Raw genomic sequence first — 16,272 nt, 5'->3', positions numbered from 1 at the left:
TACTCGTGCGTATTTATTCGTGAATGATACTGCCACTACCGACACATACACCGAGATATACACCCTTTCCCTGCACGACGCTCTGCCGATCTTGCTGCACCGCTGAGCGCGCCGGTAACGGTGGTGAGGAGGCCGGTGACCGGAGCGAGCGGGCCGCTGCCGCCACCCGCTGCACCGCCAAGCGCACCGGTGACCGTCGAGACGAGGCCGGTGACCGGAGCGAGCGGGCTGCTGGCGCCACCCGTTGCGCCGCCGAGCGTACCCGTGACCGTCGTGAGGAGACCCGTGAGCGGTGCGAGCGGGTTGGTCACGCCGCCGGTGCCGCCCGTGAGCAGGCCGCCGACGGCCTTCACGGTGTTGCCCGTCGACGAGACCGTGTTGCCAAGGCCGGTCGTGACCGGGTTGCCGCCCGCCGACGCGAGCAGGGCGCCAGCCTGGTTCAGGCCGTTGCCGACCGTGCCGAGCAGCGTGTTGACGGGGGCGCCGAGGCCGGTCGCCGTACCGATCGTCTGGGTCGTCTGGCCGACCATCGTCGTGATCGGCGTGATGGCCGAGCTGACCGTCTGCGTGACTTGCTGGATCGGGCCGGTCGACAGTGCGTTGGTGAGGGTGGTGCCGCCGTTCGAGACTGCACCGCCGATCGTCGATACGAGACCGCCGAGGGCGCCCGTGACCGGCGAGAGCGGTGTCAGCGGGCCACTGCCGAGGCTGGAGACCAGGTTGCCCGTCTGCGTGACGGCGCCGCCGAGTTGGTTGACCACGCCGCCCGTGCTGGCGAGCGTGGTGCCGAGCGGATCCTTCGTCGCGCCGAGCTGGCCGAGCCCGTTGCCGAGGCCGTTGCCAAGTGCCGTCACCGCGCCGCCGACGCTTTGCACGACGCCGCCTGCGGCTTGCGTGGTGGCCGGGTTGACGCCCGGCAGCGACTGGCTGCCGATGACGGAGCCCAGACCCGAGACGGTGCCGCCGACACCCGTGATGATGTTGCTGCTGCTTGCGAGGACAGTTCCCACTGGGTTCGACGACACACCCGAGGTGCCGGAGGTGCCGCTCGTGCCCGACGTACCGCTGGTGCCGCTTGTACCCGAGGTTCCGCTGGTGCCGGACGTACCGCTGGTGCCCGAGGTTCCGCTGGTGCCGGACGTGCCGCTCGTGCCGGAGGTACCGCTGGTGCCCGAGGTACCGCTCGTGCCCGACGTGGAGATCGTGTCGCCGCCGCCCGAACTCGAGCCGCCGCCGAGCCCCTGGCTGATGGAACCGGAACCGCCGCACGCGGAGAGGGAAAGCATGGCTGCAACGGTGGCCGCGATCAGAGTCGTCCGGAACACGCCATGGGGGATAACCTTAATGTCCATTTTGTCCTCGCATTAAAAATGTGTTGTGAACTGCGTTGTGTTGAGTGGTGCGAGGACTACTCTGCAACTGTCGTGCCATTTCGATGCTCGACGGTTCGGCAACAGGTTTTAAACGAGGCAATTCCTTGTCAGAAAAGGAAGTTATGGAAATTGAAAGATTGTTGAATCTGTTTAAGCGCAGACAAATGAGAACGGTTTCGAGCGTTTCGTAACGTAACGTCACAACATTGGCGTTACGCGTGCGGCGTAACGTGGGGCCCGAGCAGGCTTGGTGGACGAGGCAATGGTTTTACTGGTGGATTAGGTGTGCACATCTAACCTATCGTAAATCCTATGTGTAAGTCGTACCGAAACGCCGTACAAATACGTTGTGCTCCTGGCCATTTTTTTCCGTCCAAGTCGTTAAAAGAGGTTGGAAGTTAAATGGGATCGGATATAGAATCCGGAGCAGATGTAAGGAAATGTACGGTTCGGTACACAACGTTCGAGGAGGGTCACTATCGCGAATGTTAACTTGCATCAAATGATGAGCCATGCCCCTCGGGGCAATCTATAAAGAAAGCGCACCCGATTGTCGTTACAGCAGATGTGGCGAACAGAACGGGGCAACGGCTAGATATGCGGGGACGTATACGTATAAAAGGCCAAAGAACGTAAATACAGGCACGAGGAATAAAATGAAAGCAATGATGATTCGCTTCCTTCGGGAAGAAGACGGGGTTACCGCGATCGAGTACGGTCTGATTGCGGGTCTGATTGCTGTTGCGATCGTCGCCGGGGTGACGTCGATCGGTGGCAGCCTCGGGACCATGTTCACCAATCTCGGCACTTGCGTGACTACACGTACAGCTGCCGCATGTGCGGCCGCTACCATCTGGGGCTGACCTTCCGTAAATAATTGGAACGACTGCTTCACTTCGTGAAAGTCGTTTTGGTTCGGTAGCGAGCTGATTGTCTCGGCAATCTGCTCGCGCCGACATTTGCGGCGGACAGTTGCGCGATGGCAGATCTTATTTTCAGCGGGACATTCCTGGCCTGGGTGACGATTGTCGCGGCCAGTGATATCCGATTTCGGCGCGTTTCGAATTCGCTCGTCCTGGCGGGTTTGATCGCTGGATTTGGCGCGGCAATTTTCAACGCGAATCCATTTGGAATCTCGCTGTATCAGTCCATGTTCGGCATGCTGGTCGGGCTGGCCGGTCTTTTCCCCTTTTTCATGCTGCGACTGATGGGCGCGGCAGACGTAAAGACGTTTGCCGTACTCGGTGTGTGGTGCGGTGCACACGCGCTGCTCTGGCTCTGGGTTGTCGCGAGCCTTGCCGCCGGTCTTCACGCCGTCGCGCTGATCGTGTTGTCGCGGACATCGCCGGGCGCGCTGTGGCGCCGCGGCGAGCCTGCGCTCGCGCTTGGCAAATATCGGGCGACGCCGTATGCGGCATGTCTGGCGATACCGGCGGCGGCGTGGCTCGTGTATCTGATTGCAACGGGGGGCATGCGATGAAGCGACTGGGGCAGCTGCAGGGGCGCCGGCGGCAGCGCGGGGCGACGGCGGTCGAATTCGCGATCGTTTTTCCGCTGTTCTTCATGATCTTCTACGCGATCCTCAGTTTCGGGATGATTTTCCTCATTCAGCAAAGCCTGACGCTGGCGGCCAGCGAAGGTGCGCGCGCAGGTTTGAACTACGCGCCGACCCTGGCCGCGCGAGTGACGAACGCGACGACTGCCGCACAGAATGTCCTGGGCTGGCTGAACATCAGCCCGCCGCAGGTCGCGGCGCCGCAGTGCAGTTACGACACGACGAATCCGCCGTCGCTCTATTGCCTGACGGTCACGGTGAGCTACTCGCCGGAAGCGTGGGTCACGACCATGCCGTTCCTGGGAGCCATCATCACCCAACCGTTGACGGGGACGGCAGTCGTGCAGATTCCGCAGTCGATCCTATGAGGTGGTCATCGTGACGCGATGGGTCCGCGAGCACATGAATCGAGCAGCAAGTAAAACTTACTCGGATTTTTATTCCGGCATCCATACAAAAACATGGCCAACAACCTAACCAAGATCATCGCGGGGCTGCTGATTGCGATTGCTGTGCTGCTCGGAATCTATGCATGGATGCTCGGGCGCAGTTCGCCGGCTCCCGCGCCGGCGCAGCAGATTGCGGCGGTCAATCCGGTTCCGGTCGTGATCGCCGCGCGGGCGTTGCCGGCAGGCCAGCCGATTACCGCCGACGCGCTGAAGGTTCAGGCGACCGCGCCGATGCCGACCGGTGCGTTCAACAATCCGGGCGAACTCGTCGGCCGAGTGCCGACGCGGGACATCCCGGCTTCGTCGCCGGTCGTTTCGGGCGCATTGGTGTCGGGCCTCGCCGAGGACGTGCAGCCGGGCGAGCGCGCGATCGCGGTTCACGTAGACGAGACCAATGCTGTCGGCAACCGGCTGCGTCCCGGCAATTTCGTCGACGTGTTCCTGAATCTCAAGCGCGAGAGCGGTTCGACGATGCTCGACGGGGAAATCTCGCAGACGCAGGCGCGACTGCTGTTGTCGAAGGTGCGTGTGCTGTCGTTCGGCGATGCGACACCCGAACGCGACAGCGGCAGCAACACGAACGGCAACAACGGCCAGCCGTCGAATGTGCGCATCGCAGTACTGGCGGTGCCGACTGCGCAGGTCGACGCGCTGACGCTCGGTGAGGCGAGCGGCCGGTTGACCCTCGCATTGCGCAACCCGCGCGACGACGAGCTTGCCATGCAGACGGTTGCGGTGCGCACCGACAACAAGCTGTCGCCGTCGGCGCTCGCCGCAGCCGGCGTGTCGTTGCAGCAATTGTCCGGCACGCAGCGCAATGCGGTGGCCAACGTGACCGTGCCGCCGTTGCCGTCGCACCTGCCGCCGGCGGTGCGGCCGAGCGGGAGTGGCGGCGGTATCGAGGTGATTCGCGGCGGCCGGTCGGAAACGGTTGCTTACTGAAAGGCATCGACGGTCATCGATATCAGCGACGACAAGTAAAAAGGCCGAGAGACGGTTCAACGAACAATGAAAAACACACTGATTGCATTCGCGATTGCTATCTGGGCCATGACCTTCGCATCGTTCGTCAACGCGAGCGAGACGATCGAACTCGCCGTTGGCGCACAACGGCAAATTTCGGCTGGCCGCGCGTTGCAGCGCGTTGCGGTTGGCGATCCGGCGGTCGCCGACGTGCTGATCATGAAAGGCAGCCGTTCCGGATCGGTGCTGCTGACCGCGAAGGCGCCGGGTGCGACGAACGTGATGCTGTGGGAGCGCGGCCGCGACGAGCCGACCGTGTGGAATGTCGAAGTCGTCGATGCGTCCGCACATGCAGTGCTCGACGGCTCCACGCCGCGCGTGAATGCGTATGGCGGAACGGCGGTGCTGCGGGGATCGTCGACATCGCTTGATGCACACGACCGTGCCGTCGCGGTGGGCAAGAACATGAGCGCGAAAGGTGTCGTGATCGATCGCTCGACGATCGCCGGCAAGAACGTCGTGCAGGTCGATGTGCGCGTCGTCGAATTCAGCCGCTCGGTGCTCAAGCAGGTCGGCTTCAACTTCTTTAAGCAAAGCAACGGATTTTCGTTCGGCTCGTTCTCGCCGGGTGGCGTGCAGTCCTATAACGGCGGATCGGGCCCCGGTACCGGCGGGTACGTTCCGACGCTCGGTGCGCCCGTCGCGTCGGCCTTCAACCTGGTGGTGAACGCAGCCGGGCGCGGCATCTTTGCCGATCTGTCGCTGCTGGAAGCGAACAATCTCGCACGCGTGCTCGCGGAGCCGACGCTCGTCGCCCTGTCCGGACAGAGCGCCAGCTTCCTCGCGGGCGGCGAGATTCCGGTGCCGTCGCCGCAAGGGCTCGGTTCGACCGCGATCCAGTGGAAGCAATACGGTGTCGGTCTCTCGCTGACGCCGACGGTGCTGAGCCCGCAGCGGATCGCACTGAAGGTTGCGCCCGAGTCCAGCCAGCTCGACTTCGTGAACAGCGTGACGATCAGCGGTGTCGCCGTGCCGGGCATCACGACCCGCCGGGCGGATACGACCGTCGAACTCGGCGATGGCGAGAGCTTCGTGATCGGCGGGCTGATCGATCGCCAGACGATGTCGAACGTGAGCAAGGTGCCGTTGCTCGGCGACCTGCCGATCATCGGGACATTCTTCAAGAACATGAACTATCAGCAGAATGACAAAGAACTGCTGATCATCGTCACGCCGCATCTCGTCGCGCCGATCGCGAAGGGAGCAGTGCTGCCTGCGACGCCGGGTGAGCTGTCCGAACAGCGCAACGGGCCGGTCTGGCAGTCGTATCTGGGTGGCGCGGCATCGCCTGACGCCGCACCGGGATTTTCGAAATGAGTGCGAAGCATCGCTTGTTGCGATGCACCTGCACACCATGCGTAATCGGGGGTGTTCGACATGAACGCGCGAATCCAATCATTGTGTGAACCCGCCGTGACCGATTATTTCGTTTGCGCATCGCAACAGGAGGCGCATGTCCGCTGGCTGGCCGATACGCTCGTGTCGGCCGGCGCGGTCGAGGCTGCGTCGCTGGAGCCGGGTGTGCTGGCACAGCGCATCACGGGCCTCAATCCGGCGCTCGTCTTCATCGACTTCTCGGATGGCAGTCCCGCCGCGAGCATTGCCGCCGCAGCGGTTCGCGCGACGCACCCGGGGCTGCCGATCGTCGCGCTCGGTTCGCTCGCGCAACCAGAGAGCACGCTTGCCGCGCTGCGCGCCGGCGTACGCGATTTCATCGACGTGTCGGCCCCGGTGGAAGATGCGTTGCGCACGACGCGCGGGCTGCTTGCGAACGTCGGCGAGCCGGCGAGCCGCCATGGCAAGCTCGTCGCGTTGCTCGGCGCCCGAGCGGGCATGGGCGTGAGCACGCTCGCAGCGAATCTCTCCGTGTGGCTGCAGAAGCGCGCGGCAAGCCCGGGGGCGGGCGGCGTGCCGAATGGCGGTACGCCGGCCGGTCGCCAGACCGCACTCGTCGACCTGGGGTTGCCGGCAGGCGATGGCGCACTGTTCCTGAATACCCGCTGCGAATTCCATTTCATCGATGCGGTTCACAATCTGCGCCGCATCGACCGGACCTTTGTGAATACCGCGTTGACGCGGCATGAGAGCGGTGTCGCCTTGACGACGCTGCCGGCCGATCTCGGCGGATTGCGCGACGTGTCGTACGCATCGTGCGCCGGTTTGCTGAACCGTTTTCGCGCATTCTTCGATCAGCAGATCGTCGATCTCGGCGGCTTTTCCAACCACGAGTTCGTCGCCCAGATTACGAATTCGGCCGACGAAGCGTGGCTCGTCTGCGATCAGGGCGTCGCGTCGATCGTGTCGGCAGCCGATCTCCTGACCGAGTTGCGCGACGCAGGTGTCGAGCCCGATCGTGTGCGGCTCGTCGTCAACCAGTACGACCCGGCACTCGACCTGACGCCCGCGCAGATCGCCGAGCGTCTCGGGCTGTCGCTGGTCGGTACGCTGCCGTCGCGACGCGTCGCGATCGGCCATGCCGCGAACCAGGGTCGGCTCATCGTCGACATGGCGGAGCGCGACCCGTATGTGCGCGCGCTCGAGTCGCTTGCCGCGCGGCTGCCAGGCGTGTCGGTCAGGTCGACCGCCACGCGACCGGCATCCGGCCTGTCTGCGCTGAAGCGCTTCATTCAACCCTCGTCCAAGCGGTCGTAAGCGATGGCACACGACATTCAATTCGCCGACGGCGCAGCGCCGTTCTCCCAGACGCAGCAATTCCACGACATCAAGAATGCCGCGCATGAACATCTGCTGACGCGCATCGAAGAACTGGGCGCCGAGTTCGGCCGATGGTCCCGACAGGCGATCAACCAGTTCGTCGATCTCGAGATCGACAGCTTCGTGCGCCTGCGCCGCATTCCGCTCAACGAGAACGAGGTGCGAGCGATCGCCGAGGCGCTGACGAAGGAGCTCGCGGGCTTCGGGCCGATCGAGGACCTGCTCGCGGACCCGGCCGTCGAGGACATCCTGATCAACGGCTACAACGACGTGTACGTGTCGCGTCACGGGATCCTCGCAAGGCTGCCGGTGCGCTTTACCGACAACGCGCACCTGTTGCGGATCGTGCGCCGGATCCTCGCGCCGATCGGTCGCCGCCTCGACGAGTCGAATCCGATGGTCGACGCTCGGCTGCCCGACGGTGGCCGCGTGAACGTCGTGATCGAGCCGCTGTCGATCGACGGCCCGGTCGTATCGATCCGGAAATTCCGCAAGGATCCGCTGAAGCCGTCCGATCTGCTCGGCAACGGGACGTTCAACGAAGAGATCAACACGCTGCTCCAGGCGGCCGTCGAGGCGCGCTGCAACATTCTCGTGTCGGGCGGCACGAGTTCCGGCAAGACGTCGCTGCTCAACGCGCTCGCGTTCCACATTCCTGAGATCGAGCGGGTCGTGACGATCGAGGATACGGCGGAGCTGTCGCTGAACCACCCGCACGTCGTGCGGCTGGAGAGCCGGCCGGGCGGGTTCGACGGCACCGGCGTCGTGTCGATTCGCGACCTGTTGCGCAATACGCTGCGGATGCGCCCGGACCGGATCATCGTCGGCGAAGTGCGCGGCGGCGAAGTGCTGGAGATGCTGCAGGCGATGAACACCGGTCACGACGGCTCGATGGGCACCGTGCACGCGAGTTCGCCGCGCGAGTGCCTGTACCGTCTCGAGATGCTGGCCGGCTTTGCCGGCTTCCAGGGCACCGAATCGAGCCTGCGCCGGCAGATCGCGAATGCGATCGACTTCATCGTGCAGATCGGGCGCCTGTCGAACGGGCGGCGGCGGATCCTGTCGATCACCGAAGTAACCGGGCTGTCCGACAACATCATCGCGACGCAGGAGCTTTACCGTTACGAAGCGCGCGTGACGGCGGAAGGCGAGGAAGTCGACCACTGGGAAACGCTGGGCATTCATCCGCATTCGCCGAAGCTTGCGCGCTTCCGCCAGACGCTGACGAGCGGCGGATTCGGCGATGGCGGGTTTGGCGGGGGCTTCGGCGGCGGCGGGTTCGGCCGCGGCGGCGGGGGCTTCAATGTATAGCGCAATGGTGTGGGTGCTGGCGATCGCGATGCTGTGTGTCGCGGCTGCGATGATGCTGTGGCGTCACGCGGAGACCCGGCGCGTGCGGACCGACGCGAAGCGCTTCATAGACAGCCGGCTCGAACCGGGCGCACGCGCCAGTGCCACGGCACCGGCGGGGCGACCGTCGGCGGCGGGGGCGGCGCGCGCCGTACCGCTGCCGGGCGCGGCGCGGAGTGCATCGTCCGACGCAGCCTGGGCGCACTGGTACGCGACGGCATCCGAGTATCTGGCGAACCTCGCGAGCCGCGCGGGAATCGAGGATGCGCGCGGCAAGACGCTCGTTGCGCTTGGCGTACTTGTCGCGGCTGCGTTTATCGCCGGCAGCCGCGGCGGCGTACTGGCGTGCCTTGCGGCAATCGCTTGCGGTAGCGCGATGCTCGGCGTCTGGCTCGCTTCGCGGATCCAGCGGCGGCGGCTGAAGATCGTCCGGCAGATCCCGTCGTTCCTGGACGGGATCGTGCGTCTCGTAACGCTCGGCAACAGCGTGCCGGCTGCGTTCCAGTCTGCATTGCAGACGACCGAGGAGCCGTTGCGCGGTTGCCTCGATCTCGTGTCGCGGATGCTGCGCGGCGGTATCGAGATCGATCGCGCGATGATGCACATCGCGAAGATCTATCGGACCGAGGAGTTCGAACTGGTGGGCTCGGTGCTGCGCCTGTCGGTCAAATACGGTGGGCGTGCGGACGTGATGCTCGAACGGATGGCCGTGTTCATGCGTGACCTCGAGCAGGCCGAGCGTGAGTTGACTGCGATGTCGTCGGAAACGCGATTGTCTGCGTTCGTTCTCGTCATGCTGCCGATCGGGATCGGCAGCTTTGTCGTGATGACCAATCCGAAGTATCTGCACGGGATGTGGAACGATCCGAGCGGGCGGACACTGCTCATGATCGCGTTCCTGATGCAATTGGCCGGCAGCGTGTGGCTGTATCGAATGGCTCGGCTCAGGTGAATCTATGACAGCGACTCAAATCGGGGCGATCGCGTTGGCGGTGGGCGCACTCGGGGTGCTGCTGCTCGGCATGGTTGCCATGTTGCGGGCGAGTGCCGCGACGCGTGCCGAACGCGCGCTGGTGGATGCGCTGGACCGGCGCATGGCCGCGCTTGAGGCAGCGAAAGCGAAAGCCGCGCCGGACAGCGCGGCGCCGGCGAAACCCGACGTGCGTGGCGGTCAGCGTGTCGAGCGCTTTCTCGACCGGCTGTCGGCAGCGGGCATGCGCTGGCTGGATACCGGGCTCGGCAAATACGCGGTCGCGGAAGAGGATCGCCGCCTGCTGGAGCAATGCGGTTATGTCGACGCACGCACGCGCGGGCTGTTCCTCAGCGCACGGGTCGCGTTCGGGATCGGGCTGCCGCTGCTGTTCGCCATCTTCGCGAGCGGGCGAATGAAGGGCGGTCTCTGGATGGTCGGCATGTTTGCCGCCTTCGGGCTCGGCTTCATGCTGCCGAAACTCTACGTGCAGCGCCGTTCGGCTGCGCGGCGGCAGAGCGTGGTCGACGAACTGCCGTTGCTCGTCGACATGCTGCGCCTGCTGCAAGGCGTCGGCCTGTCGCTCGATCAGAGCCTGCAGGTCGTGACGAACGATTTTCGCGGGATGTTGCCGGTGCTGTCATCGGAAGTCGGCATCGCGCAGCGCCAGTTCGCCGCGGGTCGTACGCGCGAGCAGTCGCTGCAGCGGCTGTCCAGCGGATTCGACAACGAGGACTTGCGCGCGATCGTGCGATTGATGATTCAGGTCGACAAGCATGGCGGCGCGGTACAGGAGCCGCTCAAGCAGTTCGGAGATCGGCTGCGCGAAACACGCCGTGCCATGCTGCGCGAGCGGATCGGCCGGTTGACGGTGAAGATGACCGGTGTGATGGTGCTGACACTGTTGCCCGCACTGTTGATCGTGACGGCCGGGCCCGGCATGTTGGCGGTGATGCATGCGTTGTCGCCGCATCACTGAAGGACGGAAGGAAGGACGATGAAGCGGATCGGCGGAATGGCGATGCGGGCGGGCGCGGCGGCGGCGGTGTTGGTGCTGGGTGCGTGCGCGACCAAGGACAGCGGTTACGGCGTGAACGCGCAGACGGAGCGCGCGGCACTGATACAGGCCGCCGACCAGAAACAGGCCGTGCCGGATACGCCGGGCATGTACCTCGGCCTGATCCAGCGGATGCAGTCGCAAGGGCTCTATTACGCATCGCTCGCGCACATCGACGCCTATGACAAGACGTACGGCGTCGTACCGGAGTCGATCCTGTTGCGTGCGGATGCACTGCGGATGACCGACCAGCCGGCCGCGAGCGCGGCTGTCTACACGCAGTTGCTGAAGACGCCACTCGCCGCGCGCGGCTATCGCGGGCTCGGGCTGCTTGCGGGTGCGGCGGGTGATTTCGACCGCGCGGCGCAGACGCTGACGCAGGCGTCGGATCTGGCGCCGACTGACGCATCGATGCTGTCTGATCTTGCGTATGCGAAGTTGCGCAGCGGCGATGTGGTTGGCGCACGTGTGCCGTTGATGAAGGCCGCCGAGCTGGATCAGCGCAATCCGAAAATCGTCAGCAACCTCGCGCTTTACCTGTTCGCGGCAGGGCGCGCTCAGGATGCGCAGAAGCTGATGAACCAGCAGCATCTGCCGGCGGATATCCGCAAGGACATCGCCGGCGACGCCGCGAAGATTGCGGCAGCCGCGCGCGCGCAGCAACGCGCGGTTGCGACGCCGCCGGTCGTGTCGCGGCGCGCTACGTCGGCGCCGATCACGCCGATGGCGAACAATTTTGGCTACGATCAGACCGTGCCGCTGCTGCAACGGTTTGCACAATGAACAGGCACCGGGGGAACGACATGAACAACAACAAACATCATCGAAGCATGCACGCGGGCCGGATCGCGGTGCTGGCCGCCATCGCCTGCGTGATGGCCGGTTCTGCTGCGGCATACGGACAGGAGGCCGTGACGGCGGGCGCGTCCGATGTGGGCCGTTCGACGAAGGCGTGGCTCTCGATGCAACGCGACAATCGCGCGGCGGCACCGACGCAGCCGTTGCTCGGCGACGTCGCGTCGCTCGTATACCAGCGCTATCTCGATTCGTTCAAGAACAAGATCCCGGGCTCGATGAGCTCGCAACTCGGTTCCGCCAGCGGCATGTCGGGCAGCAGTCAGGGCATGCAGTAAGCGGAACGGCGATGCGCGCAGATCAATCACCCGTAGCGCGACGACGCGGCCTTGCCGGTCGTCCGGGGCGCCAGCGCGGCACCATTGCGGTCATGGCCGCGATCTGGGTGTCGGTTGCATTCATCATGCTGGGTGCGATCGATATCGGTCATTTCTATTCCGAACGGCGCAGCATGCAGGCGGCCGCCGATCTGGCAGCGCTTTCGGCCGTGTCGCAAATCAGCGCGGATTCGACCTGCACGGCCGCGACTACCGCAGCCGGCCGCATCGCGAATCCGGCATCGAAGCCGCTGCCGGCGAACTCGACCGTCTCCGTGACGTGCGGTGTCTGGACCGCGCCTCAAGGCAGCGGCAATCCGCTGTTTACGCCGACCTCGGGCGCAGCGACCAACGGTCAGTGTGCAGGCCTGTCGCCCGGAACGATCAACGGTCAATCGGTCAACGCCGTCTGCGTGACGCTTTCCGAGCCGATCGACGGGATTTTCCGCAGCGGGATAACCGTCGGTGCGTCGGCTATCGCCAAGAGCGTGCCGACCGATACCTTCACGCTGACCACGTCGCTGGCGGCGTTGAACGGCGGGTTGGCCAATCAGTTGCTCCAGGTGCTGACGGGGTCGCCCAATGCGCTGAGCCTGCAGGCCGTCGACTATCAGGGGCTCGCGCAGGTCAACCTGAAGCTGGCCGGCATCCTCGCCAATCTGCCGGTTGGCACGAGCACATCCGTGCTGAATGGCACGGTGACGCTCGGGCAACTGGCCAACGCGGCGGTGCAGGCGGCGACGCAGCAGAATCTGGTCGGGGCGAACCTGAACGTTCTGAACGCGATCGTCGTTGCACTCTGTTCCGGCAATGTCTGCGGCGGACCCCAGATCGCGCTCGGCCAGCTTGTTTCTGCCGCAACCGCGACGGGAACCTCCGCCGTCAATGCCAGCGTCAACGCGCTTGGCCTGCTGTCGACGGCATTGCAGATCGCGAACGGCACGAATTCGGTCGCCATTCCCAGCATCACGGTTCAGACGCCGACCGCGCTGGCGCCGCTGCTGAACGCAACCGTATCGGGCTCGGTGTCGCTTGCGGGGACACCGCCGTCCACCGCGAGCGGTCCGGCCGGGCCGACGAATTGCGGAACCTCCAATTGCACGACCAACACGTCGACTGCGCAGGGGAATGTGTTCCTCAATACGTCGATATCGCTGCTGTCGACCTGTCCGACCGGCGGGCTGGTCTATCCGGGAGGCACGTGCCCGTCGGGTAGTCCCACGCCGCTTGCCGCGGTGCAACTGCCGATTACCGCCTATGTGGCACCGGCGACGGCGGGCCTCGCATCGGTCACCTGTACCGCGAACGGCACGAAAACTGCACAGGTGAACGTGCAGACCGGTGTGGTTGCCGTGTACATCGGCGGTTCGGCGAATACGCCGATCAACCTGAACGCGCCGTCCGGGTATGCAACCGGCAGCGGAACCCCGATTACGCTGGTATCCGTCAACCTGCAGAGCTTGCTCAGTCTGCTGGGGCTCAACACCGTGATTTCAGCGCTCAATGTGCTGACGCTGGGGTTGATCAACCTGAATCAGATATCCGTCAATATCAGCCTGAAACCCGGGCAACTGACGGTGCCCGTTGCCAATCAAACGCCGACTGCGCTGACGTTCACGTATCCCGGCCCCGGGTCATCCGCTTCGCCGAGCCCGGCGTCACCGTACACGCTGGGCACGGGAACGGACCAATTCCTGGCGCCCGCGGTTCAGGGTATCGTCGGTAGCGGCCTGTCGGTTTCGGTGTCGGCGAGCGGCGGGCTGGTGGGGGTGCTGGCCGGCATCCTGAACCCCTTGCTGGATATCCTGACCGGGCCGCTTCTGACTGCGCTCGGAAGCACACTGGTTCCGCTGCTCCTGCAACCGATCGATTCTCTCCTGACCTCCGTCACGGGCCTGCTCGGACTGAGCCTGGGGAATGCCTATGTCACGAACACACCGGACTCGATCAAATGCGGCAACCCGATGCTGGTTCAATAAATGCCTGAACGTTCTGTTATCAAAGCAGGGGGCGTCGCTGCTGCCTGCAACTGCTCACTGAGCTGCAATGCAAAGCAACTCGTCACTTACTGAAGCCGCACCCGAATCATGAGAACCACGCCCGCAATCGAAGAGCTCGACCTGTATGTATGGGAAGGCAAGGCGGACATCGTCGACCGCGTCGCCCGGTGCATGGCGAGCTTCGACGTCGAAGTGATCCGCGCCGACAACGCGGAGGTCTCGGCCGAGCGCGCCGCATTGCGACCGTCGCTGGCGATCATCAGCGTGACGATGATCGAAACCGGCGCGGCATTCCTGCGCGACTGGCAGGCCAACATCGGCATGCCGGTCGTCTGGGTCGGCGCGGCGCGCGATCACGACGCGTCGCAGTATCCGCCCGAGTATTCGCATATCCTGCCGCTCGACTTCACGTGTGCCGAACTGCGCGGCATGATCGGCAAGCTCGTCACGCAGTTGCGGGCGCATACGGCCGAAACGTCGCATCCGACCGAACTCGTCGCGCACTCGGAATCGATGCAGGCGCTCCTGCACGAAGTCGATACGTTCGCCGACTGTGACACCAACGTGTTGCTGCACGGCGAAACCGGCGTCGGCAAGGAGCGCATCGCGCAGTTGCTGCACGACAAGCATTCGCGCTACCGGCACGGCGAATTCGTGCCGGTGAACTGCGGCGCGATTCCCGACGGCCTGTTCGAATCGCTGTTCTTCGGTCATGCGAAGGGATCGTTCACAGGCGCGGTTGTTGCGCATAAAGGCTATTTCGAACAGGCGGGCGGCGGCACACTGTTCCTCGACGAAGTCGGCGATCTCCCGCTGTACCAGCAGGTCAAGCTGCTGCGCGTACTCGAGGATGGCGCGGTGCTGCGCGTCGGCGCGACGACGCCGGTCAAGGTTGATTTCCGCCTGGTGGCGGCGAGCAACAAGAAACTGCCGCAGCTCGTGAAGGATGGCCTGTTCCGCGCCGACCTCTACTACCGGCTCGCGGTGATCGAGTTGAGCATCCCGTCGCTGGAGGAGCGCGGCGCCGTCGACAAGATCGCGCTGTTCAAGTCGTTCGTCGCGCAGGTCGTCGGCGAGGAGCGGCTCGCTCAGTTGTCCGATCTGCCGTACTGGCTGACGGATTCGGTCGCGGACAGCTATTTCCCCGGCAACGTGCGCGAACTGCGCAACCTCGCCGAGCGTGTCGGCGTGACGGTGCGGCAGACGGGCGGGTGGGATGCCGCGCGGTTGCAGCGGCTGATCGCGCACGCGCGCAGTTCGGCGCAGCCGGTGCCGGCGGAGAGCGCGGCCGAGGTGTTCGTCGACCGCAGCAAGTGGGACATGAACGAGCGCAACCGCGTCATTGCGGCGCTCGACGCAAACAGCTGGCGGCGCCAGGATACGGCGCAGCAGCTCGGCATCAGCCGCAAGGTACTGTGGGAAAAAATGCGCAAATATCAGATCTTCGACGAGGAGCCCGAGACCCGCGAAAGTGAGTAATTAATGAGATAAAATCGCGCTGAATTACAACGACTCGGGCGGGAATAGAACTTCATGAGCCATATGACGGGGTTGGGAAGGGCGTGCGTGTTGCTCGCCATGGTGGGAGGCATGCAGGGCGCATCCGCGCAAAGTCTGGCAGACAGCGGTTCGCCGGCAGTACAGCAGGCGTCGGCGCCGGTGGCGGCGATTCCGGTGATCGATTCGCAGGCGTCGTTGCAGCCGCAGGCGGGCGAGTCGACGGGGCCGAGTACGGTCGACGACTTGCAGCGCCAGATCCAGGCACACACGCTGACGGAAATGCGCACGAGCTACAACGGCAGCTACGGTGCGAGCCTGTTGTTCAACGTGAAGGACGGTGCGTACTTCGTCGCGCTGTTCCAGCAGAAGGCGTTCTGGCGCGTCATCAAGACTTACGATGAAACGCGTGCGGAAGCGATCTATCGCGATTTCTCGCGCCAGGCTGAGCGGCTGGCCGTGAACGAATTGCGGGCCGCGAAGCTGGAATCGCAGAAAACGCAAATGGACAAGCAGATCGAAGTCACGCAGGATCGCGCGCGGCGTCTGCAGGCCGATATCTCGATCGCACGCCAGCAGCAGGCGGCGGTTGCGGATCGCCAGAAGAACGTACGCAACGAGACGGCCGCATTGCAGGCGCAGCAGGCCGAGCTTCAGTCGCAACTGCGTGCGTTGCAGCAGCAGGTGCGTTCGTTGCAGCGTGAGGCCGATGCGGGCCTGCCGACGACGGCACGCTGAACCCGGCGGCGGTGCGGCGACATGCCGCGCCGGCCGCACAAGTAAAAAGGGCAAGCCGGTTGGCTTGCCCTTTTGTTTTACTGGCCGTCCGGCACGATTCGCCGGCGGCGCGTCACGATGACCGGCCCGCTGCCGCCGCGGGAATCCGACGACGATGCATTGCCGGATGCGTCGCCGGTGTCACGCGGCGCGCCGTAGCTTTCGCGCGGTTCACGGGGTTCGCGCGGGGCACCGTAGCCTTCGCGCGGCTCACGCGAGCCGTAACCCTCGCGCGGTTCGCGCGAGCCATAGCCTTCACGCGGTTCGCGGGAGCCGTAGCCGCCGTCGCCGCGCGATTCACGCGAGCCGCCGTGCGAGCCGTACGGGCTGTGAC

At 64.6% G+C, this 16,272-nt stretch carries 14 protein-coding genes and 2 pseudogenes; 14 read left to right on the top strand and 2 right to left on the bottom strand.

Going from position 1 to position 16,272, the window contains the following annotated elements:
- Positions 1 to 92: 92 nt before the first annotated feature.
- A pseudogene (locus tag G3N99_RS19735) lies at positions 93 to 1,352 on the bottom strand (collagen-like triple helix repeat-containing protein); the annotation flags it as partial.
- 677 nt (positions 1,353 to 2,029) lie between these two features.
- Between G3N99_RS19735 and G3N99_RS19730 the strand changes: the two are divergent.
- The 14 genes from G3N99_RS19730 (at position 2,030) to G3N99_RS19665 (ending at position 15,899) form a co-directional block, all read left to right on the top strand.
- Positions 2,030 to 2,236 carry a Flp family type IVb pilin gene (locus G3N99_RS19730; protein WP_206123238.1) on the top strand — a complete coding sequence of 69 codons (207 nt, stop codon included), beginning with the start codon at positions 2,030 to 2,032 and terminating at the stop codon, positions 2,234 to 2,236.
- A 116-nt stretch (positions 2,237 to 2,352) separates the two neighbouring features.
- Positions 2,353 to 2,853 (top strand): prepilin peptidase, encoded by a 501-nt coding sequence (locus G3N99_RS19725; RefSeq protein ID WP_174934414.1) that lies wholly within the window; start codon positions 2,353 to 2,355, stop codon positions 2,851 to 2,853.
- On the top strand, positions 2,850 to 3,296 hold the full coding sequence (locus G3N99_RS19720) for a TadE family protein (protein ID WP_174935221.1): 447 nt from the start codon (positions 2,850 to 2,852) through the stop codon (positions 3,294 to 3,296). The genes G3N99_RS19725 and G3N99_RS19720 overlap by 4 nt, the downstream gene beginning before the upstream one ends.
- 93 nt (positions 3,297 to 3,389) lie before the next feature.
- The gene (gene cpaB, locus G3N99_RS19715) at positions 3,390 to 4,319 is read left to right on the top strand and encodes a Flp pilus assembly protein CpaB (RefSeq protein WP_206123237.1); all 930 of its coding nucleotides are present in this window, start codon (positions 3,390 to 3,392) and stop codon (positions 4,317 to 4,319) included.
- A 66-nt stretch (positions 4,320 to 4,385) separates the two neighbouring features.
- The gene (locus G3N99_RS19710; RefSeq protein ID WP_206123236.1) at positions 4,386 to 5,717 is read left to right on the top strand and encodes a type II and III secretion system protein family protein; all 1,332 of its coding nucleotides are present in this window, start codon (positions 4,386 to 4,388) and stop codon (positions 5,715 to 5,717) included.
- Positions 5,718 to 5,777: 60 nt separating this feature from the next.
- On the top strand, positions 5,778 to 7,052 hold the full coding sequence (locus G3N99_RS19705) for a fimbrial protein (RefSeq protein ID WP_174934408.1): 1,275 nt from the start codon (positions 5,778 to 5,780) through the stop codon (positions 7,050 to 7,052).
- A gap of 3 nt (positions 7,053 to 7,055) precedes the next feature.
- Positions 7,056 to 8,426: a CpaF family protein gene (locus tag G3N99_RS19700; protein WP_174934406.1), complete on the top strand. Its 1,371-nt coding sequence runs from the start codon at positions 7,056 to 7,058 to the stop codon at positions 8,424 to 8,426.
- Positions 8,419 to 9,417, top strand: coding sequence for a type II secretion system F family protein (locus tag G3N99_RS19695; RefSeq protein WP_206123235.1), 999 nt, complete (start codon positions 8,419 to 8,421; stop codon positions 9,415 to 9,417). Before G3N99_RS19700 ends, G3N99_RS19695 begins: the two co-directional genes overlap by 8 nt.
- 4 nt (positions 9,418 to 9,421) lie before the next feature.
- Entirely contained in the window at positions 9,422 to 10,414 is a 993-nt protein-coding gene (locus G3N99_RS19690; RefSeq protein ID WP_174934399.1) for a type II secretion system F family protein, read from the top strand.
- Positions 10,415 to 10,432: 18 nt separating this feature from the next.
- Complete coding sequence (locus G3N99_RS19685; RefSeq protein ID WP_206123234.1) at positions 10,433 to 11,275, top strand: pilus assembly protein; 843 nt, start codon at positions 10,433 to 10,435, stop codon at positions 11,273 to 11,275.
- Between the two features lie 20 nt (positions 11,276 to 11,295).
- Entirely contained in the window at positions 11,296 to 11,625 is a 330-nt protein-coding gene (locus tag G3N99_RS19680) for a DUF3613 domain-containing protein (protein WP_174934395.1), read from the top strand.
- Positions 11,626 to 11,636: 11 nt separating this feature from the next.
- Positions 11,637 to 13,643: a pilus assembly protein TadG-related protein gene (locus G3N99_RS19675; RefSeq protein ID WP_241011747.1), complete on the top strand. Its 2,007-nt coding sequence runs from the start codon at positions 11,637 to 11,639 to the stop codon at positions 13,641 to 13,643.
- A gap of 108 nt (positions 13,644 to 13,751) precedes the next feature.
- Positions 13,752 to 15,143, top strand: a complete 1,392-nt coding sequence (locus G3N99_RS19670; RefSeq protein WP_206123233.1) for a sigma-54 dependent transcriptional regulator — start codon at positions 13,752 to 13,754, stop codon at positions 15,141 to 15,143.
- Between the two features lie 54 nt (positions 15,144 to 15,197).
- Positions 15,198 to 15,899, top strand: coding sequence for a DUF2968 domain-containing protein (locus tag G3N99_RS19665; RefSeq protein WP_174934388.1), 702 nt, complete (start codon positions 15,198 to 15,200; stop codon positions 15,897 to 15,899).
- A gap of 77 nt (positions 15,900 to 15,976) precedes the next feature.
- Here G3N99_RS19665 and G3N99_RS19660 read toward each other — a convergent pair.
- Positions 15,977 to 16,272: pseudogene (locus G3N99_RS19660) on the bottom strand (RNA chaperone Hfq); the annotation flags it as partial.

The organism is Burkholderia sp. Ac-20392 (genome assembly GCF_017104585.1).
In the GTDB taxonomy this organism is placed as follows: Bacteria; Pseudomonadota; Gammaproteobacteria; order Burkholderiales; family Burkholderiaceae; genus Burkholderia; species Burkholderia lata.
Note: the sequence above shows the minus strand (reverse complement) of the source record. Positions and strands in the feature narration are given on the sequence as shown.